This window comes from Arthrobacter sp. Alg241-R88 (assembly GCF_900537115.1).
In the GTDB taxonomy this organism is placed as follows: Bacteria; Actinomycetota; Actinomycetes; order Actinomycetales; family Micrococcaceae; genus Arthrobacter.
Genome location: NZ_UNRG01000003.1, coordinates 48,047 through 74,298 on the forward strand (window position 1 = coordinate 48,047; position 26,252 = coordinate 74,298).

General features: G+C 64.5%; 23 protein-coding genes. 13 read left to right on the forward strand and 10 right to left on the reverse strand.

The window, feature by feature from the left end:
- Nucleotides 1-4: 4 nt before the first annotated feature.
- Nucleotides 5-664 (reverse strand): hypothetical protein, encoded by a 660-nt coding sequence (locus G6R19_RS08865; protein WP_240341816.1) that lies wholly within the window; start codon nucleotides 662-664, stop codon nucleotides 5-7.
- A gap of 469 nt (nucleotides 665-1,133) precedes the next feature.
- Nucleotides 1,134-2,228 (reverse strand): Gfo/Idh/MocA family oxidoreductase, encoded by a 1,095-nt coding sequence (locus tag G6R19_RS08870; RefSeq protein ID WP_163164209.1) that lies wholly within the window; start codon nucleotides 2,226-2,228, stop codon nucleotides 1,134-1,136.
- A gap of 231 nt (nucleotides 2,229-2,459) precedes the next feature.
- Here G6R19_RS08870 and G6R19_RS08875 point away from each other — a divergent pair, with 231 nt between their 5' ends.
- The gene (locus tag G6R19_RS08875) at nucleotides 2,460-3,956 is read left to right on the forward strand and encodes a polysaccharide lyase family 1 protein (protein ID WP_240341817.1); all 1,497 of its coding nucleotides are present in this window, start codon (nucleotides 2,460-2,462) and stop codon (nucleotides 3,954-3,956) included.
- Nucleotides 3,957-4,034: 78 nt separating this feature from the next.
- Here the strand turns inward: G6R19_RS08875 and G6R19_RS08880 are convergent, their stop codons facing one another.
- From G6R19_RS08880 to G6R19_RS08895, 4 genes are all read right to left on the reverse strand, one after another.
- A complete protein-coding gene (locus G6R19_RS08880) occupies nucleotides 4,035-5,132 on the reverse strand; it encodes a sugar-binding protein (protein ID WP_163164210.1) in 1,098 nt (365 codons plus the stop codon).
- 50 nt (nucleotides 5,133-5,182) lie between these two features.
- Complete coding sequence (gene mmsB, locus G6R19_RS08885) at nucleotides 5,183-6,472, reverse strand: multiple monosaccharide ABC transporter permease (protein WP_163164211.1); 1,290 nt, start codon at nucleotides 6,470-6,472, stop codon at nucleotides 5,183-5,185.
- 43 nt (nucleotides 6,473-6,515) lie between these two features.
- A complete protein-coding gene (gene mmsA, locus G6R19_RS08890) occupies nucleotides 6,516-8,078 on the reverse strand; it encodes a multiple monosaccharide ABC transporter ATP-binding protein (protein WP_163164212.1) in 1,563 nt (520 codons plus the stop codon).
- 132 nt (nucleotides 8,079-8,210) lie between these two features.
- Complete coding sequence (locus G6R19_RS08895) at nucleotides 8,211-9,401, reverse strand: ROK family transcriptional regulator (protein WP_163164213.1); 1,191 nt, start codon at nucleotides 9,399-9,401, stop codon at nucleotides 8,211-8,213.
- A 205-nt stretch (nucleotides 9,402-9,606) separates the two neighbouring features.
- Between G6R19_RS08895 and G6R19_RS08900 the strand changes: the two genes are divergently transcribed.
- The gene (locus G6R19_RS08900) at nucleotides 9,607-10,401 is read left to right on the forward strand and encodes a nitrilase-related carbon-nitrogen hydrolase (protein WP_163164214.1); all 795 of its coding nucleotides are present in this window, start codon (nucleotides 9,607-9,609) and stop codon (nucleotides 10,399-10,401) included.
- Here the strand turns inward: G6R19_RS08900 and G6R19_RS08905 are convergent.
- The gene (locus tag G6R19_RS08905; RefSeq protein WP_163164215.1) at nucleotides 10,398-12,023 is read right to left on the reverse strand and encodes a PucR family transcriptional regulator; all 1,626 of its coding nucleotides are present in this window, start codon (nucleotides 12,021-12,023) and stop codon (nucleotides 10,398-10,400) included. The genes G6R19_RS08900 and G6R19_RS08905 overlap by 4 nt on opposite strands.
- 110 nt (nucleotides 12,024-12,133) lie before the next feature.
- Between G6R19_RS08905 and G6R19_RS08910 the strand changes: the two genes are divergently transcribed.
- Together G6R19_RS08910 and G6R19_RS08915 are read left to right on the forward strand one after the other, a co-directional pair.
- A complete protein-coding gene (locus G6R19_RS08910; protein ID WP_163164216.1) occupies nucleotides 12,134-13,657 on the forward strand; it encodes an amino acid permease in 1,524 nt (507 codons plus the stop codon).
- Between the two features lie 20 nt (nucleotides 13,658-13,677).
- Nucleotides 13,678-15,411 carry an NAD(P)/FAD-dependent oxidoreductase gene (locus G6R19_RS08915; protein ID WP_205484339.1) on the forward strand — a complete coding sequence of 578 codons (1,734 nt, stop codon included), beginning with the start codon at nucleotides 13,678-13,680 and terminating at the stop codon, nucleotides 15,409-15,411.
- On the opposite strand, the gene G6R19_RS08920 is transcribed toward G6R19_RS08915, so the two are convergent.
- From G6R19_RS08920 to purU, 3 genes are all read right to left on the reverse strand, one after another.
- A complete protein-coding gene (locus tag G6R19_RS08920; protein ID WP_163164217.1) occupies nucleotides 15,408-15,926 on the reverse strand; it encodes a gamma carbonic anhydrase family protein in 519 nt (172 codons plus the stop codon). The two genes, G6R19_RS08915 and G6R19_RS08920, sit on opposite strands and share 4 nt — an antisense overlap.
- A gap of 81 nt (nucleotides 15,927-16,007) precedes the next feature.
- Complete coding sequence (locus G6R19_RS08925; protein ID WP_163164218.1) at nucleotides 16,008-16,670, reverse strand: class I SAM-dependent methyltransferase; 663 nt, start codon at nucleotides 16,668-16,670, stop codon at nucleotides 16,008-16,010.
- Nucleotides 16,671-16,709: 39 nt separating this feature from the next.
- A complete protein-coding gene (gene purU, locus G6R19_RS08930) occupies nucleotides 16,710-17,570 on the reverse strand; it encodes a formyltetrahydrofolate deformylase (RefSeq protein WP_163164219.1) in 861 nt (286 codons plus the stop codon).
- 276 nt (nucleotides 17,571-17,846) lie between these two features.
- Between purU and glyA the strand changes: the two genes are divergently transcribed.
- From glyA to G6R19_RS08975, 9 genes are all read left to right on the forward strand, one after another.
- Entirely contained in the window at nucleotides 17,847-19,145 is a 1,299-nt protein-coding gene (gene glyA / locus G6R19_RS08935; RefSeq protein WP_163164220.1) for a serine hydroxymethyltransferase, read from the forward strand.
- Between the two features lie 3 nt (nucleotides 19,146-19,148).
- Complete coding sequence (locus G6R19_RS08940; RefSeq protein ID WP_163164221.1) at nucleotides 19,149-20,054, forward strand: bifunctional methylenetetrahydrofolate dehydrogenase/methenyltetrahydrofolate cyclohydrolase; 906 nt, start codon at nucleotides 19,149-19,151, stop codon at nucleotides 20,052-20,054.
- Between the two features lie 208 nt (nucleotides 20,055-20,262).
- Nucleotides 20,263-21,180 carry an ABC transporter ATP-binding protein gene (locus G6R19_RS08945; RefSeq protein ID WP_163164633.1) on the forward strand — a complete coding sequence of 306 codons (918 nt, stop codon included), beginning with the start codon at nucleotides 20,263-20,265 and terminating at the stop codon, nucleotides 21,178-21,180.
- 28 nt (nucleotides 21,181-21,208) lie between these two features.
- Nucleotides 21,209-22,054: an ABC transporter permease gene (locus G6R19_RS08950; protein ID WP_163164635.1), complete on the forward strand. Its 846-nt coding sequence runs from the start codon at nucleotides 21,209-21,211 to the stop codon at nucleotides 22,052-22,054.
- A complete protein-coding gene (locus G6R19_RS08955; RefSeq protein WP_163164222.1) occupies nucleotides 22,051-22,884 on the forward strand; it encodes an ABC transporter permease in 834 nt (277 codons plus the stop codon). Before G6R19_RS08950 ends, G6R19_RS08955 begins: the two co-directional genes overlap by 4 nt.
- Nucleotides 22,885-23,023: 139 nt before the next feature.
- A complete protein-coding gene (locus G6R19_RS08960) occupies nucleotides 23,024-23,584 on the forward strand; it encodes a hypothetical protein (RefSeq protein ID WP_163164223.1) in 561 nt (186 codons plus the stop codon).
- 10 nt (nucleotides 23,585-23,594) lie between these two features.
- On the forward strand, nucleotides 23,595-24,428 hold the full coding sequence (locus tag G6R19_RS08965) for an exodeoxyribonuclease III (protein ID WP_163164224.1): 834 nt from the start codon (nucleotides 23,595-23,597) through the stop codon (nucleotides 24,426-24,428).
- Nucleotides 24,429-24,449: 21 nt separating this feature from the next.
- Nucleotides 24,450-25,493: a tryptophan--tRNA ligase gene (gene trpS, locus G6R19_RS08970; RefSeq protein WP_163164225.1), complete on the forward strand. Its 1,044-nt coding sequence runs from the start codon at nucleotides 24,450-24,452 to the stop codon at nucleotides 25,491-25,493.
- A 61-nt stretch (nucleotides 25,494-25,554) separates the two neighbouring features.
- The gene (locus G6R19_RS08975; protein WP_240341827.1) at nucleotides 25,555-26,220 is read left to right on the forward strand and encodes a 2'-5' RNA ligase family protein; all 666 of its coding nucleotides are present in this window, start codon (nucleotides 25,555-25,557) and stop codon (nucleotides 26,218-26,220) included.
- Nucleotides 26,221-26,252 lie beyond the last annotated feature (32 nt).

Consider the following 26,252-nt stretch of genomic DNA (forward strand, 5'->3'; position numbering starts at 1 on the left):
TCAACTAGTCAGGAGAGGAGCCGGGGTCGTAAGACACCGGCGCAGGGACGTGCTCAGAGGTCTCGCCGGCGCGGACGGCACCGGCAATAGGAAGTTCAAACGTGAAGGTGCTCAACCATGCCGCGGAACCCGAGGAGCCGGATGCGGAGACCCCACTTCCCGCCCCAGAACCGGGAGCGGCAGGAGCCTGGGCATGGACGGGCGATGGGTCCGTAGTGTCCTGCTGCTCTGCCTCAATGCCGGATGCTGCGTCTGCAACCCAAAGAACCGGCGCGGTACCCGTAAGGGCAACCGTACCGCCAGGGGAGGCGGCGAGACCGGGTCCTTTCACAGCGTCGACGACGGGCACGCCGGAAGGTGTTGGGCTTTCGGAAGCTGCGCCCGAATTCCCGGCAGCAGCGGGGTCATCCGTTGGGACGACCGTGGCGCCACCGGAGGTGTCCGCATCGACCGTAACGACTGGCAGTTCAGGAACCGCTACGGGTAGGGGAGCGGTGCCTGTCACCAGGTCAGAGATGGGCTGCAGAACGGGTTCAAGAACAGGAACGGCCGCGGCAACGGGTGGAACGACAACGTCAACAAGGCCCGCAGTGGCCCCGTCCGCAACTCCAGCGATAGGAGCGGAGACAGCCGTAACGGCACTGGCCGGAACCACCTGGTTCACAACCGGTACCGCCGAGACGATATTGTCCGCTAGCCCCGACAGCTGGCCCACCACTGGCTGTAGGAGACCCGTAGAGGATGGAGCAGCAGGAGGTGTAGATGGGGCGGCGGGTGCAGGCCCGGCAAGTTTTTCGGTTACCGACGACACCGAACTCGTGACGCCGCCCAACAGGGAGTTGGTATCAGAAAGCGCATCTGCTGAAGCTGCAGGAGATGAAAACGTCAGCCACGTAAGGGTGGCCGCGCCGGCTAGGAGAACAGGACGCAGGGCACGCCACGGAGAACGAGCCTTAGCCATGCCTACCACCCCCAGTACCGTTGAAATCGACGGATGCCTACAGGGTAAGACTGAATGTTGCAAAAAGTCTAGGAAATTCACCAAACAATTCGACTAAATGCCGCTGCTTATCTTCCCTCGCGTGACAGCAGCCGGGAGCGTTGTCACGGCATTGACTTGCTGCTGCGACAGTTTACGGCTGTGTCACCTTTGTCGTTTGCCGCTGATCGTTGGGGTAGCTGACGCCCAGCTGCGCCCGTACTCCATCAAAGAGGCGCATGGTGTTCAAGGTGTCTTCCAGCGGCATCACGGGGCTCTCCGTGAGACCCTGCTGAATGCAGCGCGTTACCTCGCGCAGCTCGTACGTGTATCCACGGCCCACGACGTCAAAGGATTCGACCCGGCGTTCGTCCCATCCTGTTCCAATGACCAGTTCCCGCGGATTGTTGATGGATCCGATGCTCTGCAGGAATCCCTTGCTGCCGGCGACGGTGGCAGTGCGTGGGCCGTGTGCGAGCAGCGACGAGATGAGCTGCACCTGCGCTCCGTGGTTGTAGCCGAGGGTCATCGCATTCTGGGCGTCAACGCCGTCGTCATTTACATGTCCTGTGGCACTGACTGTCTGGGGAAAACCAAGGGTTCCCAGCGCCCAGAGCAGGGGGTAAACCGAAAGATCGAGAAGTGCGCCGCCGCCGTCCTGCCTGGCCCAGAGCCTGGCGGTGGGTGAGTACGGGGCAGGGAAGCCAAGGTCTGCGGTCACCCAGTGGATGTCCCCGATTTCGCCTGAGGCGGCAATTTCGAAAGCCCGCTGCATCGCCGGCAGGAACCGGCTCCAGACTGCCTCCATCAGGAAGAGCCTTCGCGACCGGGCAAGCTCGATGAGCTCCGTGGCTTCCCTGGCGTTGACGGTGAACGCCTTTTCGCACAGGACGTGTTTGCCGGCATTGAGCGCCGCCAGCACAACTTCATGATGCTGCGCATGCGGCGTTGCCACGTACACCACGTCCACCGCATCATCGGCGAGCAGCCGCTCGTAGCCGCGGACGCCGCCGTCGTCCCCGTAGGCCCTGGCAAAGTCGTACGCCACGGCAAAGGCATCTGCTGTGTCCTGCCCCCGGGAGCTGACGGCATACAGTTCTGCATCGGCGAGCAGCGCCAGGTCCTGGGACACCGAGCGGGCAATTCCGCCAGTGGCAATGACACCCCAGCGAAGGGGAGTTCCTGTGGCGGAACGGGGATCCTGATCGGACTGGCTGGACAACCACGGCTTGGCGATAGGCGCACTCATGGTGCCCATCCTCTCACTGCAACGTCCGAGCGTTTGGATATTACTTGTGGGAAGTGAGGGAGGGTGCGCGGGAAGGGGCTACAGGACGGAAGACCTCTTGACACGCTTGTCACAGGACGAGTAAGAATAAAGGGCCGCATGGGAAACCGCTTTCTCAGCCGGTAATCCTTTCCATCATGATCCGCACACATCAAGGCATGTGGTTTGTTTGGCATGCCGGAAATTAGGCCAATGACGTCCGAGACGCGAGCCCGAACTTTCAAGCCCACCTTCAATAACTTCCGCCGCGGGGCCGGAGTTGTCGCCGCAGCATCTGCCTTTGCCCTTGCGGCTGGTATGGCGGTGGCCGCGCCGGCAACAGCTGGCCCGGCACCCACTGGCGGGGGCATTATCCGCCCGGATGATGCGGCACCGACTGGCTGGGCCGCCGTCGGAAGCGGAACCAACGGCGGTGCCGGCGCTCCTGCCGAAAGCCGATACGAAGTCAGCACCTTGGCCGGGCTCAAGGCGGCTCTAAGCAATCATGGGGAACCCAAAGCGCCCAAGATCATTTACATCAAGGGGACCATCGACGGTAATCAGACCCCGGACGGGCGCATTCTGGGGGAGCAGGACTATGCACCCGGATACGACATCAACAAGTACATGTCCTGCTTCGGCACTGAGGGAAAGGTCTGGAGCGACCAGACCTTTCCTTACTGCAAACAGCAGCGCCAGCTGCGGCAGACCGGCAGCAACAACATGAAGCGACAAATTGAGGTGAGCTTGCCCAGCAACACCACGCTGATCGGTCTGGGGGCGGATTCAGGATTCGCTGGTGCCAACATCGTGATCCTCAGCGCAACAAACGTCGTGATGCGCAACCTAAGCGTGGAGGCACCAGTTGATTTCTTCAGCACCTGGTCGCCGGACGACGGTGACGGCGCTTGGAATGCCCGCTTCGACGCAGTCTCCTCCGTAACATCGGACCACCTCTGGATCGACCAGGTCCGGCTCAGCGATGGGCGCTACCCGGACAGCGAGGCACCTATGGGTTTCCGCGGCAAGCCGGCCAACCGGCATGACGGTCTGCTGGACCTCAAGGACGGCACGGACTATGTGACGATCTCCAACAGTAAGCTTCACAACCATGACAAGACCATGCTGCTGGGCTCGGGCGACGAACACGTGGACAAGGACGGCGGAAAGCTGCGGGTCAGCTACATCGGCAATCACTTCGAGAACCTTCAGCAGCGGGGACCGCGAGTGCGGTTCGGCCAGGTCCACGTGGTCAACAACTACTTTGTGGGAAGCACCGATCACCCGCAGTATCCCATGATCAGCGAGGGCCAGGGCGGCAGCAGCTACTTCCTTGGCGCGGGTTACGAGTCACAAATTTTCTCGGAGCATAATGCCTTTGAGTACACGGGACCCGGTGCGGACGAGTCGGTGATGGTGAGCAGCTACAACGGTCACCGTTTCAGTGATACGGGGTCCTGGTTCAACGGCGAGGAGACGGACCTGAACACGGTGGCACAGACGTCCTTCGAGCAGAACCGCGCCGAAGCCCTCGCGGAAGCCGAACTTAGTGGCTCACCCGCCCCGGACTGGACGGGCTGGGACTTCACCACCGACGTCGGCTGGGACCCGGCGGAGGTCTACAGCTACAAAGCCTTCACTACGTCCCAGGCGGTAAAGAACCATGCCCTCCAGTTCGCCGGTCCCGGGGTGCTCACCGTCAAACAGTAGGACGGGGGACTACCAGGACAGGGCACGGAAAAGCCCGGCCCCCGAAATGGGGACCGGGCTTCTCCGTGATCAGAGTGCTTACTTGGTGATCGGTCCGAGTACCGGATCGTCCACGTAGGCCGTCTTCACGTTTGCAGAGGTCACGATGACCGGCTCCAGCAGGTACGCAGGAACGGTCTTCACGCCATTCTTGTAGGAGTCCTTGTCGTTGATTTCCAGTTCCTTGCCGGCCTGGAGGTCCTTCGCCATGGTGATGGCGTGCTCAACGAGCTTGCGGGTGTCCTTGTTGATGGTGGAGTACTGCTCGCCTGCCAGGATCGACTTGACCGACTCCACCTCGGAGTCCTGGCCTGTGATCACGGGAGTCGGCTTGCCGGCGGCCTTCACGGACGTCAGAATTGAGCGGGCCAGGAGATCGTTCGGTGACAGGACACCGTCCAGGGGTTCGGTGGTGTAGCTGCCACTGATCAGGGTGTCGGCACGGCGCTGGGCGTTCTCGCCCTTCCACGCCTGGGTTACGGCCTGTTCGAAGCTGGTCTGGCCGGAGAGGACCTTGAGGGTGCCGTCGTCGATCTTCGGCTTCAGGACGCTCATGGCGCCATCAAAGAAGACCTTTGCATTGGCATCGTCGGGGGAGCCGGCGAACAGTTCGATGTTGTAAGGGCCCTGCGGCTTCTTGGCCTTGAGGCCTTCCAGCAGTGCCTGGCCCTGCAGTTCGCCTACTTTGAAGTTGTCGTAGGCCACGTAGTAGTCCACGTTCTCGGTGTTCAACAGCAGGCGGTCATACGCGATGATGGTGGCGCCGGCATCCTTGGCCTGCTTCAGCTGAGTGCCGAGCTGGGTGCCGTCGACAGCGCCCACGATGAGGACCTTGGGGTTCTTGGTGATCATGGCGCTGATTTGGTTCTGCTGCTCGGAAACACCGGCATTCGCGAACTGGACATCAGGCTTGAATCCGGCCTCGCTGAGGCCGTCGTTGAACAGCTTTTCGGCGAGGACCCAGTTTTCACTGGTCTTCTGCGGAAGTGCGACGGCGATGGAGGCGTCCTGCTCGAACCCACCGGCGCCTTCGGTTCCGCCGCCCGTGCTGGGCTCGGAGCGGCCGCAGCCCGTCAGCGTCAGCGCTGCGATGGCAGCTACCGCTGCGGCCTTTCCTGCTTTACCAAACATTCTCATTGTTGGTTCTCTTTCTTTGTGGTGGTGTAACGCGATTCAGGCTGCAAGGCTCAGGCTTCCCTGGCGATCGCTTCCTTGGTGGAGGTGGTCTCGTCGGGCTGGAGCGGGTTGCTGGGTCCGCCGCCGGCGCGGCCGCCCCCGACGTTCCTCATCAGCAGGCCGATGATCGACTTTTTGCCCTGGCTCTTGTTGTAGACGTCGAAGGCGACGGCGATCAGGAGTACCAGGCCCTTGATGATTTGGGTGAGGTCGGCGCCGATGCCCAGGAGCTGCAGGCCGTTGTTCAGCACAGCCATCACCAGGCCTCCAATGATGGACCCGACGACGGTACCCACGCCGCCTGTGACCGCGGCGCCGCCGATGAAGACTGCTGCGATCGCATCAAGTTCCCAGCCGACGCCGTCGAACGGGCCTGAGGCTGTGGACCGGCCCACGAAGATCATGCCGGCCAGGCCGGCCAGGATGGACATGTTCATCATGACCAGGAAGTTGACCTTCTTGGATTGGACGCCGGACAGCTCGGCTGCGTGCCGGTTGCCGCCGACGGCGTAGACGTGGCGGCCGAGGATGGTGCGGGAGGAGATGAAGCCGTACACCAGGACCAGCACCGCCAGGATGAGGCCGGGAATCGGGAAGGAGGTGCCCGGCCGGCCGGTGGCGAACAGATACGTGGCGTAGAGGATGGCGCCGCCGATCAGGACCAGCTTCAGGGCAGTCACCCACATTTCAGGGACCTCGGCGCCGAGGGCCTTGGCACGGGCACGGGAGCGGAGCTCGCTCCACACCACAAAAGCAACGGCGGCGATGCCCAGCACCAGGGTCAGGTTGTTGAATCCGGTGTCGGGTCCCACTTCGGGGAGGTAACCGGCACCCAGGTACTGGAAGTCGCTGGGGACCGGGATGGTGTTGGACTTGCCGACGAACTGGTTGAAGCCACGGAACAGGAGCATGCCGGCCAGGGTGACGATGAACGCGGGTATCCCCACATATGCTGTCCACCAACCCTGCCAGGCGCCAATCAGAGCGCCGAGCGCCAGGCCCAGGAGCACACCGGCGTACCAGGGGATCCCCCAGTCGCGGATTGCCAGGGCAACAGTGACGCCCACGAATGCTGCTACCGAACCGACGGAGAGGTCGATGTGGCCGGCGATGATCACCAGGACCATGCCGATGGCCAGGATCAGGATGTAGGAGTTGCCATTGAAGAGGTTAATGACGTTGCCGGGAGTGAGGGTCCGGCCGTCGGTGGCGATCTGGAAGAAGATGATCAGTGCTACCAGGGCGAAGATCATGCCGAATTGGCGGGTGTTGCCGCCAAACAGCTTCTTGAGGGCGTTCATGGTGTCAGTCCTTGTGTCCGGAAGGTCTGGATAATCCAGAGGGTCAGGCGGCTTCGGCTTTGCGGGCGGAGGTCATCAGTTTCATCAGGCTCTCCTGGCTGGCCTCGTCTTTATTCAGGACACCGGTGATGGCGCCTTCGAAGATGGTGTAGATACGGTCGGAAAGGCCCAGGAGCTCGGGGAGCTCCGAGGAGATGACGATGACTCCCTTGCCCTGGTTGGCGAGCTGCTGGATGATGCCGTAAATTTCGTACTTGGCGCCCACGTCAATGCCGCGGGTCGGTTCGTCCAGGATCAGCAGGTCAGGGTCCGTGAACATCCACTTCGCGAGGACCACCTTTTGCTGGTTGCCGCCGGAGAGCTTGGCTACGCCTTCCTCCACTGACGGGGTCTTGGTCCGCAGCGATTTGCGGTACTGCTCAGCCACCGTGAATTCCTGGTTCGGGTCCACAACGGAATTACGGCTGATCTTCCGCAGGTTGGCCGCCACCGTAGTGGTCTTGATGTCGTCCAGCAGGTTCAGTCCCAGGGATTTCCGGTCCTCGGTGACGTAGCCGAGCCCCGCGTCAATGGCCTGGCGGACGGATTTAAGGGTGATCTCTTTTCCGTCCTTATAGATCTGGCCGCTGACGAACCGGCCGTAGGACCTGCCGAACACGGACCGGGCCAATTCGGTGCGTCCTGCTCCCATGAGCCCGGCGAAGCCCACGATCTCGCCCCGGCGGACGAAGAAGCTGGAGTTCTTGCATACCAGCCGGTCCTGGACGTTGGGGTGGGCCACGTTCCAGTCCTTGACCTCGAAGAACACTTCGCCGATTTTCGGCGTGTGGTCCGGGAAGCGGGATTCCAATGTCCGGCCCACCATGCCTTTGATGATGCGGTCCTCGTCCACGCCGTCGGCCTTTACGTTCAGCGTCTCGATGGATTTGCCGTCACGGATGATGGTGATGGAATCGGCAATCTGTTCAATCTCATTGAGCTTGTGCGAAATGATGATGCTCGTAATGCCCTTGGCCTTCAGGCCGAGCATCAGGTCCAGCAGGTGCTGCGAATCTGACTCGTTCAGTGCCGCCGTGGGCTCGTCCAAAATGAGGATCTTCACGGACTTGTTCAGGGCCTTGGCAATCTCCACGAGCTGCTGCTTGCCGACGCCGATTTCCTTGATCGGCGTATCCGGGTCCTCGCGCAGGCCCACGCGGGCCAGCAGGTCCAGGGAACGCAGCCGGGCTTCAGCCCAGTCGATGACGCCGCGCTTGGTGGGCTCATTGCCCAGGAAGATGTTCTCCATGATGGAGAGCTCCGGGATCAGCGCGAGTTCCTGGTGGATGATCACAATGCCGGCGTGTTCGCTGGCCCGGATATCCTTGAACTGCTGGACCTGTCCCTGGTAGACGATGTCACCGTCGTAGCTCCCATAGGGGTAAACGCCCGAGAGAACCTTCATCAGGGTGGACTTGCCGGCACCGTTCTCGCCGCAGATGGCGTGGATCTCACCGGCCTTCACCCGCAGGCTCACGTTATCCAACGCTTTAACGCCGGGGAATTCCTTGGTAATGGACCGCATCTCGAGGATGATCGGCTCGTTTTGCGTGGTCTGGGACGTCATGTTGCCCTAACCCTCCAATGCAATGACTTCTTTGTCCGGCCGGCAAAGCGCAGGGCCGTCTGATGAAAAAGTAAACTGGATCACGCCGGTTGTCGTCAAGTCTTTAACGCATATGGCAGGTAACGAAACGGTCTAGGTCTTCCGGATCCCGGCGTGTTGGAACACCAGCGCGGCCGCTCCGAGCGCCTCCGCGCGGTCGCCAAGGGAGGACATCGCCAATTCCGTTGTCTCCCCGATGACAGGAACGGCATGCCTGACCAGGCCCCTCTTGATGGGGTCCAGGAGGAGGTTGCCGAGGCCCGCCAAGGGTCCCCCGACGACGATCACTTCAGGGTTGATCAGGTTGGCGACGTTGCCGAGCGCGCGGCCGACGGCGAGCCCCGCATCGTCGAGCACCCGAAGGGTTGCCGAGTCGCGGGCCAGGGCCTTGCGTACGATGTCCGCAGGGGTGAGCGGACGGTCCTCACCACGGCTGAGGAGCTCGATCATGGTGGTGGTTGAAGCGATCGTCTCCAGGCAGCCGCGGTTGCCGCAGCGGCACACGAGTCCCTGTTCATGGATGGTGGCATGGCCTATTTCGCCCGTGATCCCCACGTTGCCGTAATAGGGTGCCCCATTGAGGATCAGGCCCGCACCAATGCCGGATCCGATCTTGAGGAACAGCAGGTTGCTGACGCCGGTGTGCTGCCCCCATGTCACCTCGGACCAGGCGCCGAGGTTGGCGTCATTGTCAACGAAGACGGGGATTTTGAGCCTTTCCTCCATGTGCTGGAGGATGCTGATGCCCACCCATTCGGGGAGGATGGCCCCTTGGGCCACAGTGCCGGTGCGCCGGTCAATCGGTCCTGGGATTCCGACGCCGGCGCCCACCACTGCGGTGCGAGCAATTCCGTTTTCGTCCAGGAGTTTCTCGAGCAGGACCACTGCCGCCTGGATCCCCTCCTCGGCCTGGTGGCCCAGCGGCAGCGTGACGGATTCCTCGGCAATGACGTGATAGCTCAGCGAGGCCAGGACCACCCGAAGATGCCGGCGGCCAAAGTCAATCCCGACTGCCACTGCGCCATTGCTGTTGAGCCTGACGTTGAGCGCCCGCCGGCCGGAACTGGTGATCGGCTCTGTGGATGCCAGGCCTGAATCAAGCATGATCTTCACGATGTTGGAGACCGTTGCGGTGGAGAGACCGGTCTGCCGCGCCAGTTCTGCCTGCGTGGAGGGCCCGCCCATCAGCGACTCGATGATCCGTTGCTGGTTCAGTTGCCTGAGCGCGGATTGCGAGCCGGGATTTTTAGGTTTGCTCCTCGTTGAGCGCGAAGTTGCGGGCATGCTTAGAAGATTGCCTCATTCGAACTCTTGTAGTCAAGAAGTTAACGCAAGGGTGCCTGCAAAACACCTGGAAGCGAACAGGATAATCTGCCCGCTTGGGCGGGGAGGGAGGTGCAAAAGACCCCATGTGGCCAGCACGGGCCGTCGCTAGTCTGAACTAAGGCCTTCCTTCGAGGGCCGGTTCCGACGATGGAAGGTGGCCGCTGTGTTGCTGGCACTCCTGCAGGCGAACGCCGTTGTGATGGATGTGGATGCCAACTGTGCCGCCATTGACGCGGCGGCAGAGGCCGCTGCTGCTGCCGGCGCTGCAGTCCTGGTGACGCCAGAACTGTTTCCCGTGGGTTACGCACCCCGCCGGGTCCGCGCAGAGCTGGATCCCGACTCCCTGCCCGGGCTGCACGCGAAGCTTGCCACCATCGCACGCCGCCACAACATCGGCCTGGTGTATAGCCTTCCCCAGCTCACCGGTCAAGGGGAGTGGCACATCAGTGCGACGCTTCTTGACGCCGGCGGCAATACTTTGCTCAGCTACGCAAAGGTGCACCTTTTTGGCGCCGACGAACGTGCTGCCTTCAGCCCGGCGGCCCAGCCTCCCGCCGTCGTGGATTTCAATGGCATCCGCACCTCCATGGTGATTTGCTACGACGTCGAATTCCCCGAAGCAGTCCGGGCTGCCGCCGTGGCCGGAGCCGAACTGCTCCTGGTGCCAACTGCGCTCGCGCACGGGTATGACGACGTCCCGCAGGTGTTGCTGCGGGCGCGGGCGCTGGAAAGCCAGCTGTCCATTGCCTACGCCAACCACTCGGGCGTGGAGGAGGGCTGCAGGTTCCTCGGCGGCAGCGTCATCGCCGGGCCGGACGGCAGGTTGCTGGCCGCGGCCGGCGAGGAACCGCAGCTCCTTTTCGCGGAACTGGACGAAGGCGCGGCAACCAGGGCGCGCGGCGACGTGCCGTACCTCAACGAACGCCGGCCTGATCTCTACCGCTCCTGGGGCGGCTAAGGGTTTTCTGCTACCAGGCCGTCCGCATACTGCAGCGCAATCCAAAGCTCCGCCCGGGACTGGGCCTGGCCCAGGTCCAGCTCCAACAGTTCCGCGATGGCATTGACCTGCCGCCGCACGCTGTTCCGGTGCAGGCCCAAATCCTTGGCCGTGGCGTCCCAGCTTCCGTTCGCGGCCAACCAGGACCGTAGGACGCGGAGCTGGACATCACGGCGTTCGGGCTCCAGTTCCAGGACGGGTGCCAGGAGCTTTCCCGCAAGGATGGTCCCGGCCTCACTGCCCAGCAGGCCGGTCACGGACCAGGTCACCTCTTCCACCCGCGCGCTTTTCCCCGTAGCCAGCACGCGGGGCCGAAGCGAGGTGGCCCGCCGGTAGGTTTCCGGCAGGCCGGACAGCTCAGTCGGCTCACCCACCACCAGGCGCCAGCCCAGCTGCTCCACCTCTGCCATCAACTGGTCATCCACCTTCAGCCTGGTGACTGCGGCGAATCCGTAATCGGTCAGTTCCACCATTTTGCTGTCGAAAATCCGGCGCCACTGCAGCAGCTCCCGCACCGGCCCGTCCTCGGCGGCGGGGGCACCTGCCCCCCGGAGGCCCTGGACCACCCGGACCGGGCCGGACCGCGTTCCCGCGACGCTTTGCGCCAGCAGGTCCTTCAGCACGTTCAGCTGCCGGGTGTTGCCGGCGGCCAGGCTCTCGGGGTGCAGGAGCAGGGCGGTGGCCAGCTGGCTGGGTGCCAGGGACCCGCTGGTGCGTTGGCGGACCAGGAGTTCAAGAAGCCCCACAACTGATGAGACCACACTGTTCTGGGCGGGGGTCAGTGCCTTGTCCGCGCCCAGCACCAAGCTGCCCAGGGTCGCGTCCTTGGTGCTGCGGAGCGGGTGGCCGAACACCAGCGCCGGGCCCGGGGCGTCGAAAGTTTCCGTTTCCACGCGGGGCCCGCTCCCGGTGAGGAGTTTCTTGAGGAGGGGCTGAAGCTGGGCGGTGTCGACGGCGGCGCCCCCTCGGGCGCGGACGCGGCCGTCGGCGCCAAAGAGGACGGCCCACACCGGAACGCGCTGGATCAGCGCCGCCAGCAGCTCGTGTTCCGGCCGGGCCGAAAGCACTGCGCGCATGAGGTGGCGGTTGGTTTCCGCCAGCTGCCGGAACACCTGAGCATTGCCGGACTCAAGCAGCTTGGAGAATTCCAGGCCCAGGGCGGCAAACGGCACGCTGGCCGCCACCTCCACCAAAGTGAGCCCGTACTGCCGGCAGGCGGCAACCACGTGGTTCGGAACGGCGTCGTAATAAGGCTGCAGGCCAAAGCCCAGGGCCGCCACTCCTGCATCAACCAGCCGGCGGACATACTCCTGAACCCGGGGGACGCTGTGGCTTCCGTCCGTGCCGGCGTCATCGTAGCCGCCGTCACGGAACGGCAGGCCGGCGGTAAGGACAAACTCCCCGTCCAGCAGATAGGGGGTGGGGTCTTCCAGCTCGCTCGGCTCCACCCAGCGCAGGGGCACCTGGCCATTCCCGGCGTCGTGCACCATCCTTACTTCCGCGGGCAGTGCCGCGAGGAACTGTCCCAGCGTGACCGCGTCCAGCTGGTCGGGGCTGTCGATAGCTGGTGCATTACGTCTCATGGGTGAACACTATAGGTCACTTTGCACCTCCTTGAGATGCGGCTCACACGCCTACTGTTGGTCAGGGGAAAACCAGTTCAACCAGCCAACGACACGAACGGACGTCAACGATGACTGTGCCTACACTCTCCGGCCAGGCCCCGGACGGCGCGACCGGAACAACGGCCCGTCCCGCCCTGGGCGCCCAGCTGCTGCGCCGCAAACCCATCTCCCAGATGGTCAACGAAGCAGAAACCAACAACGGTGGTCCCCGCCTGGTCCGCAGTTTCGGTGTCCTGCAGCTGACCATGATCTCCGTAGGGGCAACCCTCGGCACAGGCATCCTGGTGATCCTGGGTGAATCCGTTCCGCTCGCCGGGCCCGCCATCTGGATTTCGTTCGCGATCGCCGGCCTGGCAGCGCTGCTGTCCGCGGTGTCCTACGCGGAGATGGCCGGACTGGTGCCCGTCGCCGGCTCCAGCTATTCCTACACATACGCCACCATGGGCGAGGGGATGGCCTGGATCTGCGGCTGGTGCCTGGTGCTGGAGTACGCAGTATCCGTGGCCGCAGTGGCCGTGGGTGCCGGACAATACGTCAATGAAACGCTTGCCGTTTTCGGATCCGTCCTCCCCGATGCAGTGTCCCAACCGCCGGGCGACGGCGGTGTGGTCAATGTCCCGGCCATGGTCATCGTGGTGCTTGCAACCATCCTGCTGGTGCGCGGTGCCAAGGAGAGCGCCTGGATCAATACCTCCATCGTGGTGGTGAAGGTGGGCATCCTGCTGTTCTTCTGCGCGGTGGCCTTCACCGCCTTTAACGCGGGCAACTTTGAACCCCTGCTGCCCATGGGCGCCGCAGGCGTCTCGGCCGCCGCCTCCCGCGTCTTCTTTTCCTACATCGGCTTTGATGCAGCCTCCACGGCAGGTGAGGAAGCCCGGAACCCCAAGCGTGACCTGCCCAAGGCCATCATGTTGTCCATGCTGATTGTCACCACCATCTACGTCCTGGTGGCCGTCGCTGCCATCGGCGCCCGGCCGTGGGGCTGGTTCGACGGAACCGAGGCTGCCCTGGTCAAAATCCTTGAGGAAACCACCGGCCAGCCCTGGATCGCCCTTGTCTTCGCCGTGGGCGCAGTCCTGGCCATCGCCAGCATCGTCCTGACGGTTCTTTACGGCCAGACCCGGATCCTGCTGTCGATGTCCCGTGACGGACTCATTCCCAAGGTCTTCGGCCGCGTTTCCCGCCGTACCGGCACCCCCGTGGCCGGGACGCTCCTGGTAGGGGCCGCCGTCGCGCTGACTGCAGGGCTGGTTCCGTTGGGTGCGCTCGCCGACGCCACCAGCATCGGCACCCTGTTTGCGTTCGCCTTGGTGAACCTGGCCGTCATCTACCTCCGCCGCACCCGGCCGGAGCTGGAGCGGACCTTCCGCGTGCCCCTCTTCCCGCTCACGCCCATCCTCGGCGCGGCAATGTGCGCCTACCTCATGGCCAACCTCGGGGCTGACACCTGGGTGGTCTTCGCCCTCTGGATGCTCGTGGGCGTGGCCGCCTACTTCGGCTACGGACGCCGGAACTCACGGGTGGCCGCCCTCAGCAACGAGGAATACCGCGAGCTGTCCGGACCACAACTCTCACCCCAGCACACCCCCTAACCGACGAAGGCAGAACTTCCATGACCATCGCCACCGAACTGCCGGCCTCAGACCCGTCCAGCACCTCGGCCACCTCCGCTGCAGCGCCGGCTCCCGGCGGCGCCGCAACGGATCCCATCACCATGCTGAACCCGGACTTCCCGTTCAGCTACGACCACTACCTCGCCCACGCGGACGGCCTCGGAACTGTGCCGCACGAACTGCTGGGGACCGAAGTTGCCGTCATCGGAGCAGGCCTTTCCGGCCTGGTCACCGCCTATGAGCTGATGAAGCTGGGACTGCGGCCCGTGGTTTACGAGGCCGACCGGATCGGCGGCCGCCTGCGCACCGCCTCGTTCCCCGCGGCGCCCGGCGTGGTGGCCGACCTCGGTGGGATGCGCTTCCCGGAATCCGGCAAGGCCTTCTACCACTACGTGGACCTGCTGGGCCTGGAAACCCAGGAATTCCCCAACCCGCTGTCCCCGGCCACCTCCAGTACCGTGATCGAGCTGGCCGGCCAGAAACACTACGCGGAAAAACCAGGCGACCTTCCGCCGTTCTTCCGCGAAGTGGCGGACGCGTGGAAGGCAGCCGTTAACGACGGCGCCAAGTTCGTTGAGATGCAGGCCGCAATCCGATCCCGGGACACCGGCCGGATCAAGGAGCTGTGGAACGAACTGCTGCCACTGATGGACGAGCAGACCTTCTACGGCTTCATCGCGGCCAGCGAGTCGTTCAAGAAGGCCGGGTTCGCCCACCGGGAAGCCTTCGGGCAGGTGGGCTTCGGCACCGGCGGCTGGGACACCGACTTCCCCAACTCCATCCTGGAGATCCTCCGCGTGGTCTACACCGATGCTGATGACCAGCACCGGCTCATCAGCGGGGGAGCCCAGCGGCTGCCCGAGGCACTCTGGCAGCACGCGCCGTCGGGCATGGCGCACTGGCCGGAAGGAACCTCACTGTCGTCACTGCACGCCGGTTCGCCGCGGGGGGCAGTGGGCAGGATCAGCCGCGATCCGGACGGAAACCTGCGCATCCGCGAGCGCTGGGGGCGCGAAGCCAGCTACCCCGCCGTGGTCACCACCTGCCAGTCCTGGCTGCTGTCCACGCGGATCCACACCGAGGAAGCGCTGTTCCCGGCCGAACTGTGGACGGCCATCGAGCGCTCGCACTACATGCAGTCCTCCAAGACGTTTGTGATGGTGGACCGGCCCTTCTGGAAGGACATTGATCCGGACACGGGCAACGAGGTCCTCTCGATGACGCTCACGGACCGGCTCAACCGCGCCACGTACCTGCTGGACAACGGGCCGGACCAGCCCGCCGTCATCCTGCTCTCCTACACCTGGAACGACGACGCACTGAAATGGCTGGCGCTGGACGCGGACGAGCGCGTGGAACTGATGCTGCATTCGCTCGAGCAGATCTACCCCGGGGTTGACATCGCCGGGCACATCGTGGGCCAGCCCATTACCGTGTCCTGGGAGGCCGATCCCAACTTCATGGGGGCCTTCAAGGCGAACCTGCCGGGGCACTACCGCTACCAGCAGCGGCTGTTCACCCACTTCAAGCAGGATGCCCTGCCTGAATCGCAGCGCGGCATCTTCCTGGCCGGTGACGACGTCTCATTCACCGCCGGCTGGGCAGAAGGCGCCGTCACCACCGGACTGAACGCGGTGTGGGGCGTGGTCAAACACCTGGGCGGCTCCTCAGCCCCGGGCAACCCCGGACCGGGTGACCTCCTGGACGAGATCGGCCCGATAAGCCTGGACTAGCCGTGTAATTCCCGGTGCGCCCGGGCCAGTTCGATGTAGCGGGCGGCGTTGGCCCGGACGCCGTCGTACTCCTCATCGGTAAGTTCGCGGCGGACCTTGCCCGGGACGCCTGCCACCAGTGATCGCGGCGGGACGACGGTACCCTCCAGGACAACGGCGCCGGCAGCCACGAGCGAGCCGGCGCCGATCACCGCCCCGTTAAGGATGGTGGCGCCCATACCAATCAGGCAGTCGTCCTCCACAGTGCAGCCGTGCACGACGGCGGCGTGCCCCACGCTGACCCGTTCGCCCACCGTGCAGGGAAAGCCGGGGTCCGCGTGCAGCACCACGTTGTCCTGCAGGTTGCTGCCCGCGCCCACTGAGATGGCGGCGGTGTCGGCGCGGACGGAGACACCGTAGAAGGCGCTGGAGTCCTGGGCCAGGGTGGCGCTGCCGATGATCGAGGCCGTGGGTGCAACAAACGCGGATTCATGGACGGCCGGGGTGTTCCCGGCGAAGGGGTAAAGAGGAGCCATGGGCCAAGCCTAGGACATCCGCCGCGGGCCCAACTAGGTAGCGCTAAGTGTCGTTTTGGAGGCTCAAAACGACAGTTAGTGCTACTTACTTGGGCGCGGGGTGCGGAGGACCAGGAACTGGTAGTGCTGCGTCCAGTAGCCGCCGCCGGGTCCGGACTCGGTGCCGGTACCCTCGGGCCAGGTGGCAAAGTCTTCGATGGTTCCGTGGCGCCCAAAGACTTCCCGGACCGTTGCGTCGGTGCGCCTGCAGAAAAAGCGGGGCACGACGTCGTCCTCCGGGTTCAGTTCCTCTTCATCGTTTCCGGACCATAGGCCGACGGCGATCAGCGCGCCCGGCGCGCACACCCGCACCAGCTCTGCCAGGACCGCGTCCAGGTCCCTGGCGGGAATGTGCAGCAAAGTACTCATGCACCACATTGCCGGAAACGAGCCGTCCGGGAACGGCAGGCTCCGGGCGCTCGCAACCGATACATCCAGACCCCTGGCCCGGGCATGCCGGACCTGCCCCTCCGCGAGATCCACGCCCGTGTAATGGATGCCCGCCTGCACGAACTGCAACCCGTCCAAACCGGTTCCGGCTCCAATCTCCAGGACGGCGTGCCGCCCTTCGGACTTCAGCAGGGCGATGAAGCGGCGGCGCTGCTCCACCCGGTGGCGCGACGGCGGATGGTCGGCGCCGGAAGCGGCCCGCCGGTTGTAGAAATCGGCAAGGCGGCGCTCGCCGTCCTCCGCCCCCGCTTCCATCGCGCCTCCCCGAGGCTCAGCCCGCTCAGTTGACCACGGTCAGTTAAAGACGACAGTCCTGTTGCCGTCCAGCAGGACCCGGTGCTCCGCGTGCCACTGCACCGCCTGGACCAGGGTGCGGCCTTCCACGTCCCGGCCCATCTGGACGAACTGCTCCGGCGTCCGGGCATGGTCCACCCGGATGACTTCCTGCTCGATGATGGGGCCCTCATCCAAAGCCGCCGTCACGTAATGGGCAGTGGCACCGATCAGCTTTACACCGCGCGCATGGGCCTGGTGGTACGGCCTGGCGCCCTTGAAGGACGGCAGGAACGAGTGGTGGATGTTGATGGCCTTGCCGGTGAGCTCGGTGCAGAGCTCGTCCGAAAGGATCTGCATGTAGCGGGCCAGGACCGTCAGTTCGATATCGTGCTCGGCCATGATGGCGCGCAGCTTGTCTTCCGCCTGCGCCTTGGTGTCCTTCGTGACGGGGATGTGGTGGAACGGAATTCCGTAGAACTCGGCCAGCCCCGCGAGGTCCTGGTGGTTGGACACAATGGCGGGGATCTCGATGGGCAGGGTTCCGGACCGCTGCTGGAACAGCAGGTCGTTAAGGCAGTGGGCGGAGGTGCTGGCCATCACCAGGGTCCGTACCTTCTGCCCCACGCCGTTGAGGCTCCACTGCATGCCGAAGGCCTCCGTCACGGGCTCCAAAGCTGCCCGAAGCTCCGACGCAGCGGCCGGCGTCGTCACCTCTACCCGCATAAAGAAGTTGCCGGTGGCCGGGCTGCCGTACTGCTGCGAATCCGTAATATTGCATCCCGCCACCAGCAGGGCGCCGGCCACCGCATGAACGATTCCCGGGCGGTCCGGGCAGGACAGGGTTACTACGTACGCTTGGTTCAGCTGCTCTTCACTCACGCCTACAAGCCTACCCGCGCAGGGCGCTGCGGATTTGGTAGGCTGGGAGCGTCGCAACTGGCGTTGGGTGGCTAACCACCAGGGAGCGGCAATCACGAAGACCACGGATCGTACGCCTGGGCCGAGGGTCATGTCTTGCCGGAATTGGGGCTGCCCCTGCGTCAGTACTGCAGCGCCATCATCCTGCGCTTTCACGCCCTGTCATCAAGTGTGTGAAAGTGCGCCAGCCGGTAGCCTGACCTAAGCAGTGCCCGTATCCCTAGCCAGGAGTTCTTCGTGACTACTACAGCCACCTCAACCACCGCCGTCAGCAATCAGCCGCTGGCTGAGCTCGACCCCGAAATCGCAGCAGTCCTGGACCAGGAACTCGGCCGCCAGCGCGGCACCCTGGAGATGATTGCCTCCGAAAACTTCGCCCCCCGCGCCGTGATGGAAGCCCAGGGCTCCGTCCTGACCAACAAGTACGCCGAGGGCTACCCGGGCCGCCGCTACTACGGCGGCTGCGAATACGTTGACGTCGCAGAGCAGCTGGCCATCGACCGAGTCAAGGCCCTCTTCGGCGCCGAGTACGCCAACGTCCAGCCGCACTCCGGTGCCCAGGCCAACGCAGCCGCGCTGTCCGCGATGATCACTCCCGGCGACAAGATCCTCGGCCTGTCCCTGGCCCACGGCGGCCACCTGACCCATGGCATGAAGCTGAACTTCTCCGGCAAGCTCTACAACGTGGCTGCCTACCAGGTGGAGGAAGACAACTTCCGCGTGGACATGGACAAGCTCCGCGAGCAGGCCATCGCCGAGAAGCCCCAGGTGATCATCGCCGGCTGGTCCGCCTACCCCCGCCACCTGGACTTCGCTGCCTTCCGCTCCATCGCCGATGAGGTCGGCGCGCTGCTCTGGACCGACATGGCGCACTTCGCCGGCCTGGTTGCCGCAGGACTGCACCCGAGCCCGGTGCCGTACTCCGACGTCGTCACTTCCACCGTGCACAAGACCCTCGCCGGTCCGCGCTCGGGTGTAATCCTGGCGAAGCAGGAGTGGGCCAAGAAGCTGAACTCCAACGTCTTCCCGGGCCAGCAGGGCGGGCCGCTGATGCACGTCATCGCAGCCAAGGCCGTGGCCTTCAAGATCGCCGGCACCGAGGAATTCAAGGAGCGCCAGGAGCGCGTCCTCGAAGGCGCGAAGATCATCGCCGACCGCCTCAACCAGGCCGACGTCGCCGAAGCCGGCGTCTCCGTCCTCACCGGCGGCACCGACGTGCACCTGGTCCTCGTTGACCTGCGCAACTCCCAGCTGGACGGCCAGCAGGCCGAAGACCTCCTGCACTCCGTGGGCATCACGGTCAACCGCAACGCTGTTCCGTTCGACCCCCGCCCGCCGATGGTCACCTCCGGCCTGCGCATCGGCACCCCGGCCCTGGCCACCCGCGGCTTCGGTGCCGCGGAGTTCACCGAGGTGGCAGAGATCATCGCCACCGCGCTGAAGGCCGGCAACAGCGCCGACGTCGAGGCCCTGCAGGCCCGCGTGGACAAGCTCGCCGCCGACTTCCCGCTGTACCCGCAGCACGAGCAGTGGTGATCCATGACTGAAACCAAGCAGACCGCGAAGATCCTCGACGGCAGGGCGGCCGCTGCGGCCATCAAGTCCGAGCTCACCGAGCGGGTCGCGGCACTGAAATCCCAGGGCGTCACTCCCGGCATTGCCACCGTGCTGGTCGGCGCGGATCCTGCCTCGCAGCTCTATGTGTCCATGAAGCACAAGCAGTCGGTGGAAATCGGGATGAACTCGATCCAGCGCGAGCTCCCGGCGGATGCCACCCAGGCCCAGGTGGAGGCCCTCATTGACGAACTCAATGCGGACCCCGCCTGCCACGGCTACATCGTGCAGCTGCCCCTGCCCAAGCACCTGGACACCGATGCCATCCTTGAGCGCATCAACCCCGCCAAGGATGCTGACGGCCTGCACCCCACCAACCTTGGCCGGCTGGTGCTCAACGTCAGCGGCGAGATCACCTCACCGCTGCCGTGCACGCCCCGCGGCGTCATCGAGCTCCTGGAGCGCAACGGTTACAGCCTGGCCGGCAAGCATGTTGTGGTGGTGGGCCGCGGCGTGACGATCGGCCGCTCCATCGGGCTGCTGCTCACCCGGCGGGCCGTGAACGCCACCGTGACCCTGACGCACACCGGCACAGAGAACCTTTCGGACCTGTTGCGGCAGGCGGACGTCATTGTGGGTGCGGCGGGTGCCAAGCACATCGTCAAGGCTGCGGATGTGAAGCCGGGCGCTGCCCTGCTCGACGTCGGCGTCACCCGCGAGACCGACCCCGAGACGGGCAAGAGCAAGGTCCACGGTGACATTGAACCGGCCGCTGCCGAGGTAGCCGGCTGGATCTCCCCGAACCCAGGGGGTGTGGGTCCCATGACCGTGGCGCTGCTGATGACCAATGTTGTCGAAGCCGCTGAACGCCAGGCGGGAATCGCTCGGTAGTTTCTTTCTTCAGGTCCGACGGCGGCCCGCCCCTTGCACACGAGGGGCGGGCCGCCGTCGGACTTTAAGCACTGAACTGAAAGTCCCCTTCCACCTGCCGGTCAGCTCTACTAGTCTGCGGAGGGTGCATAACAAAGCCACCGTGTCCTCCGGCGCCGCTGCCGGCGCCGTCCAGCCCGCCGAAGAGCCCCACACAGAACCCCGCCGGATCGTCATCACGGCAGAAAACTTGACCAAGACCTACGGCGACGTTACCGCCGTGGACGGCATCACCTTCAGCGTCCCCGCCGGAGAATCCTTCGGGCTGCTCGGGCCCAACGGTGCCGGCAAGTCCACCACCATGAAAATGATCGGCGGAGTCACCCGCCGCACCTCCGGAGACCTGCACATCATGGGCCTGGACCCGGACTCGCACGGGCCGGAGGTGCGGGCGCACCTTGGGGTGGTGCCGCAGCAGGACAACCTGGACGAGGAACTGCGGGTCCGCGACAACCTCCTTGTGTACGGCCGGTACTTCGGCCTGCCCATGAGCTACCTGAAGCCAAAGGCTGACGAACTGCTGGAGTTCGCCCAGCTGACGGACAAGGCAAAGTCCAAGGTGGACGCGCTGTCCGGCGGCATGAAACGGCGGTTGACCATCGCCCGTTCGCTGATCAACGAACCGCGGATCCTGCTGCTGGACGAACCCACCACCGGGCTGGACCCGCAGGCGCGGCACATCCTCTGGGACCGCCTCTTCCGGCTCAAGGAGCAGGGCGTCACGCTGATCCTGACGACGCACTACATGGACGAGGCCGAGCAGTTGTGCGACCGGCTCATCGTGGTGGACAAGGGCCGGATCATGGCCGAGGGGTCCCCGGCGCAACTGATCCGCGAGCATTCCACGCGGGAGGTGGTTGAGCTGCGCTTCGGCTCCGAACGGAACACAACCATCGCCGCGGAACTGGACGGCATCGGGGAGCGCCTGGAGGTCCTGCCGGACCGGGTGCTGATTTACGCGCACGACGGCGAGGCGGCCCTTGAGCAGGTAGCGTCCCGCGGCCTGCGGCCGCTCACGTCGCTGGTACGGAGGTCCTCCCTGGAAGATGTGTTCCTCCGGCTGACCGGCAGGAGCCTCGTTGAGTGAGAAAGCGGGGTTGAGCCCGGACGCGGGCCTGGCTGGGACGACGGACGTGGCGCCTGCGCGGGCGCACAGCCCGGAAATAGCGGCCGCCAAGGCGAGGCGCTGGGGTGCCTTCTACTACGCGGAACAGGTGCTCCGGGTGATGAAGGGGTATAGCTGGTCCATCATCATGTACAGCGTGGGCCACCCGGTGGCCTACCTGTTTGCCATGGGTGTGGGCCTGGCTACCCTGGTTGACTCGCAGGGCGCGGGAGCCTTCGGGGGAGTGGGCTACGTGACGTTCGTGGCGCCGGCGCTGCTGGTCTCCGCGGCAGTCATGACCGCCGCGAACGAATTCACCTTCCCCGTGATGGACGGCTTCAAGTGGCGCCGGACCTACTACGGGCCCCACGCCTCGCCGCTGACGCCCCAGCAGATCGCGGCCGGCCACATCATGGCGGTGACCCTGCGCTTCCTGCTGCAGTCCGCCGTCTATTTTGCGGCTGTTGCACTTTTTGGTGCGGCGCCGGACGGCTGGGGCTGGGTGACCATTTTGGTGGCCACGCTGGCGGGGCTCGCCTTTGGCCTGCCGCTGATGGCGTACTCCGCGTCCATCACCGAGGACAAGGGCCAGTTCGCGCTGGTGATGCGCTTCATCGTGATGCCGTTGTTCCTGTTTTCCGGCACGTTTTTTCCCCTGGACAGCCTCCCGCTGGCGGTGCGCTGGATCGGGTGGATCTCACCCATCTGGCACGGTACCGAGCTGGGCCGGGTCTTCAGCTACGGGTACCGTGAACCTCCGCTGCTGACCGTCCTGCATGTTGTGGTGCTGGCGGGCCTGGCCGTGCTGGGCTGGGTCCTGACCCGGAAACAGTTCGCCGCAAGGATGGGCCGATGAGCGCCGGGCTGCCCGTGACGAGCGCGAGCGACGCTGCCCGCGACAGGAGCTTCGGGCCGCTGTATTCGCGCAACGCCAGGGCCGTGATTTCCCGTGGGCTGCTCGCCACGAAGAGCACCAACTGGCTGGTTATGCTCTCCGGGTTCTTCGAACCGGTCCTGTTCCTGATCTCCATGGGAGTGGGGCTCGGCGCGATTGTGGGTTCGGTGCAGGGCCCGGGTGGCGGGGAGATCAGTTACGCCGCCTACATCGCCCCCGCACTGCTGGCTGTCTCCGCAATGAACGGGGCTGTTTACGACTCCACCTGGAACGTGTTTTTCAAAATGAACTTCGCGAAGCTGTACCAGGGCATGCTGTACACGTCGCTCGGGCCGCTGGACGTTGCCTTGGGGGAGATCTTCCTCGCCCTCCTGCGCGGACTGCTCTACGCCATGGGGTTCACGGCAGTGATGGGTGTTATGGGTTTGATCACCACGCCCTGGGCGCTGCTGATGATACCGGCTTCGGTGCTGATCGCCTTCGGGTTCGCCAGCATCGGGATGGGGATTACCAGCTTCCTGAAGACCTTCCAGCAGATGGACTGGATTAACTTCATCATGCTGCCCATGTTCCTGTTCAGCGCCACGTTCTACCCGCTCAGCGTGTACCCGCAGGCCATTCAGTGGCTCATCCAGGCCATGCCGCTGTGGCACGGGGTGGAACTGCTGCGCCAGATCAGCGTGGGCACCTTCACCACGGCCACCCCGATCCACATCGGCTACTACCTGGTGATGACGGCGGTGGGAATGCTGCTCACCACCGTGCGGCTGCGTCAGCTCTTCCTGAAGTAGCCCCCCAACTAAGTAGCGCTAAGTGTCGTTTTGAGGGGGCAAAACGACACTTAGCGCTACCTAGTTGGGAGCCGAGGGGGGTGTTCGCCCGGGGTGGAAGGCGGCGGGAGCAGGCTCCGGCGTTTGAGAGAATGGGTGCATGCAATCTTTGGGCAGCTCCAGGTCATCCTCCAAACCCGCCAGGGGCGGATTCTCCATGTTCCGCATCAGCGGGCCGGGACTGATGGTCCTCGTCACCGCGTTCGTTGTGGCCGTCATCTTCGCGGCCAACCAGAACGACGTCGTCGGCTGGGTTGTTGCCGTCATCGCCGCCTTCTGGCTCGCGCTCGCGTGCTTTGTTGTCTTCAGCATCCAGAAAGCAGCTAAGAAGGCGGGAGCCAAGCTGACTGAAGCCCAGAATGCCTTCACCACGGCTGCGGGGCGCGGCCCCTACTCCTCGGCAGACCAGGGCGGCACCCGTGTGGTTGCAGAACGCAGCCAGGCGGACGAGGTCCGGGACCTCAAGCTGGACCACTCCTTCAAGATCGTCCAGGTGCAGATCCGCGTGGTGGAGGAGGAGCGCGCCAAGGGTGCTGCAGCAAACCAGGACACGATCAACCGGGCACTGGAAACCATCGAGATCACAGCCACGAATGCCAGGGACATGATCAAGTCCTCCGGCGGCAGCGGAGAGCCGGTCACCGGAACCATCATCGACTAGAGTGGAGCGGGTGATCTCGGCATTGAAGAAGGACCACCTTCGCATCGCATCCGTTAATGTCAACGGCCTTCGGGCTGCCTACAAAAACGGCATGGCGGCGTGGCTTGAACCGCGCGAAGTGGACATCCTCTGCCTGCAGGAAGTCCGCGCCCCCGACGCCATCGTCCGGCAGCTGCTGGGCGAAGGCTGGCACATCCTGCACGCCGAGGCTGAAGCCAAGGGCCGCGCCGGCGTCGCGATTGCTTCACGCGAAGAACCCCTGGCAACCCGGAACGGCATCGGCGACGATTACTTCGCCACCGCCGGGCGTTGGGTGGAGGCTGATTTCCGGTTTGCCGATGCAGCCGGACACCCTGTTCAGCTCACCGTGGCAAGCGCCTACGTCCACTCCGGTGAGGTGGGCACGCCCAAGCAGGACGACAAGTTCCGGTTCCTGGATGCCATGAGCACCCGACTTCCGGAACTGACCAAGCACAGCGACCATGCCCTGGTGGTAGGCGACCTCAACGTGGCCCACACGCCCCTGGACATCCGGAACTCGAAGGGCAACGTCAAGAAGGCCGGCCACCTGCCGGAGGAACGTGCCTACTTCGACCGGTTCTTCGGCGAGGACATTGGCTGGCAGGATGTCCACCGCAACCTGTCCGGCGAGGTTGACGGACCGTATACGTGGTGGTCCCAGCGCGGGAAGGCGTTCGATAACGACACCGGCTGGCGCATCGACTACCACCTGGCCACCCCGGCACTGGCTTCAGCCGCCATCTCGGCGGTTGTGGACCGGGCGGCCTCGTGGGACACCCGCTTCTCCGACCATGCCCCGCTGGTAGTGGACTACCAGCTCTGAGCCCCGAAGGTTTCCTCCCCAATGACTAGCCAGACTTCCCCGGCAACCAAGAAGCGCATCCTCTCCGGCGCCAAGCCCACCGCCGACTCCCTGCATCTGGGCAACTACATCGGCGCCGTCCGCAACTGGGTGGACATGCAGGCGGAGTACGACGCCGTCTTCTTCATCCCGGACCTGCACGCCATCACCGTGGACTTTGATCCCACTGAGCTGGCCAGGCGCACCCGCATCGTGGCCGCCCAGTACATCGCCGCCGGCATCGACCCGGACAAGAGCATCTTCTTCGTCCAATCCCACGTTCCGGAGCACGCGCAGCTGGCCTGGGCCTTGAACTGCATCACCGGATTCGGTGAGGCCTCCCGCATGACCCAGTTCAAGGACAAGACCCAGAAGTCCGGCGCCGATGCCGCCACCCTGGGGCTCTTCGCCTACCCCACGCTCATGGCCGCGGACATCCTGCTGTACCAGACCGACCTTGTGCCGGTGGGGGAGGACCAGCGCCAGCACCTGGAGCTGACGCGGAACCTGGCCCAGCGCTTCAACACGAGGTTCGGCCCCACGTTCACCGTTCCGGAGGCCACCATCGTCAAGGAACGCGCCAAGATCTACGATCTCCAGAACCCGAGCGCCAAGATGTCCAAGACCGGCGAGTCACCCAACGGGGCCATCCAGCTGCTGGAGGATCCCAAGATCGCGGCCAAGCGCATCAAGTCCGCTGTGACCGATGCCGGCACCGAAATCCGGTTCGACTCCGAGGAAAAGCCCGGCGTTTCGAACCTGCTGACCATCTACTCGTCCCTGACCGGAAAATCGGTGGCAGAACTCGAAGCCGAGTACCAGGGCAAGATGTATGGCCACCTGAAGGTGGACCTTGCGGAGGTGGTGGTGGAGTTCGTCACGCCGCTGCGTGACCGCACCAACGAGCTGATGAATGACCCCGCGGAACTGGACCGGCTGCTGGCGCAGGGTGCGGAGCGTGCCCGCGAAATCGCGTCGGTAACCCTCGGCCAGGTTTACGAGCGCATGGGCTTCCTGCCGTCCTTCTCCCTCGCTGGAGTCCGCTAGCGCCATGCCATCCAGCAAAGTCACCGCAAGGGAAGGCTCCCGCTCCACTCAGGTGGCGGGAATGTCCGGTAACCCCCAAGGCGACCCGGCGGTGGCCACCGGCAGCGATGATGCCGCTGCGCCCCGTACCGAAAACGTCAGCGTGGGCGTCATCCTGGGATTTCCGCCGGATGTCGCTGACGAGTTGCAGCGCTGGCGGGCTTCGTTCGGCGACCCGCTCGCTGATGTGGTTCCGGCCCACATCACGCTGGTGACCACCACCCCGACCCAGGACTGGGAAGCCACCAGGGAGCACGTGCGGGAAGTGGCGCGCCGCCAAAGACCGTTTATGGTCACCATCGCCGGGACCGGGACGTTCCGTCCGGTTTCCCCCGTGGTGTTTATCAACGTGGAGGACGGCTTCACGGACTGCGTTGACCTGCACGAAAGGCTCCAGCAGGGTCCCCTCCAGCGGGAGCTGCCCTTCGCTTACCACCCGCATGTCACCATCGCCCACGATGTGGCCCCCGAAAGCCTCGATGAAGCCGAAACGGTGCTGAAAAACTACAGGGCCACCTTCCCCGTGGTTAGCATGGGACTTTACGAGCACGATGCTGACGGCATCTGGCAGCTACGGGAAGAGCTGGACTTTGGGACCGAAACTGACAACGACGCCGGCTCCGGACTCGCGGACGCCGCCGCGGACACAGCAGCCGAAGCAAGCGGAACAACAGCCACTTCCCACTGAGCAGGCCCGCCTGAAGCTCGCCGTCATCCAAA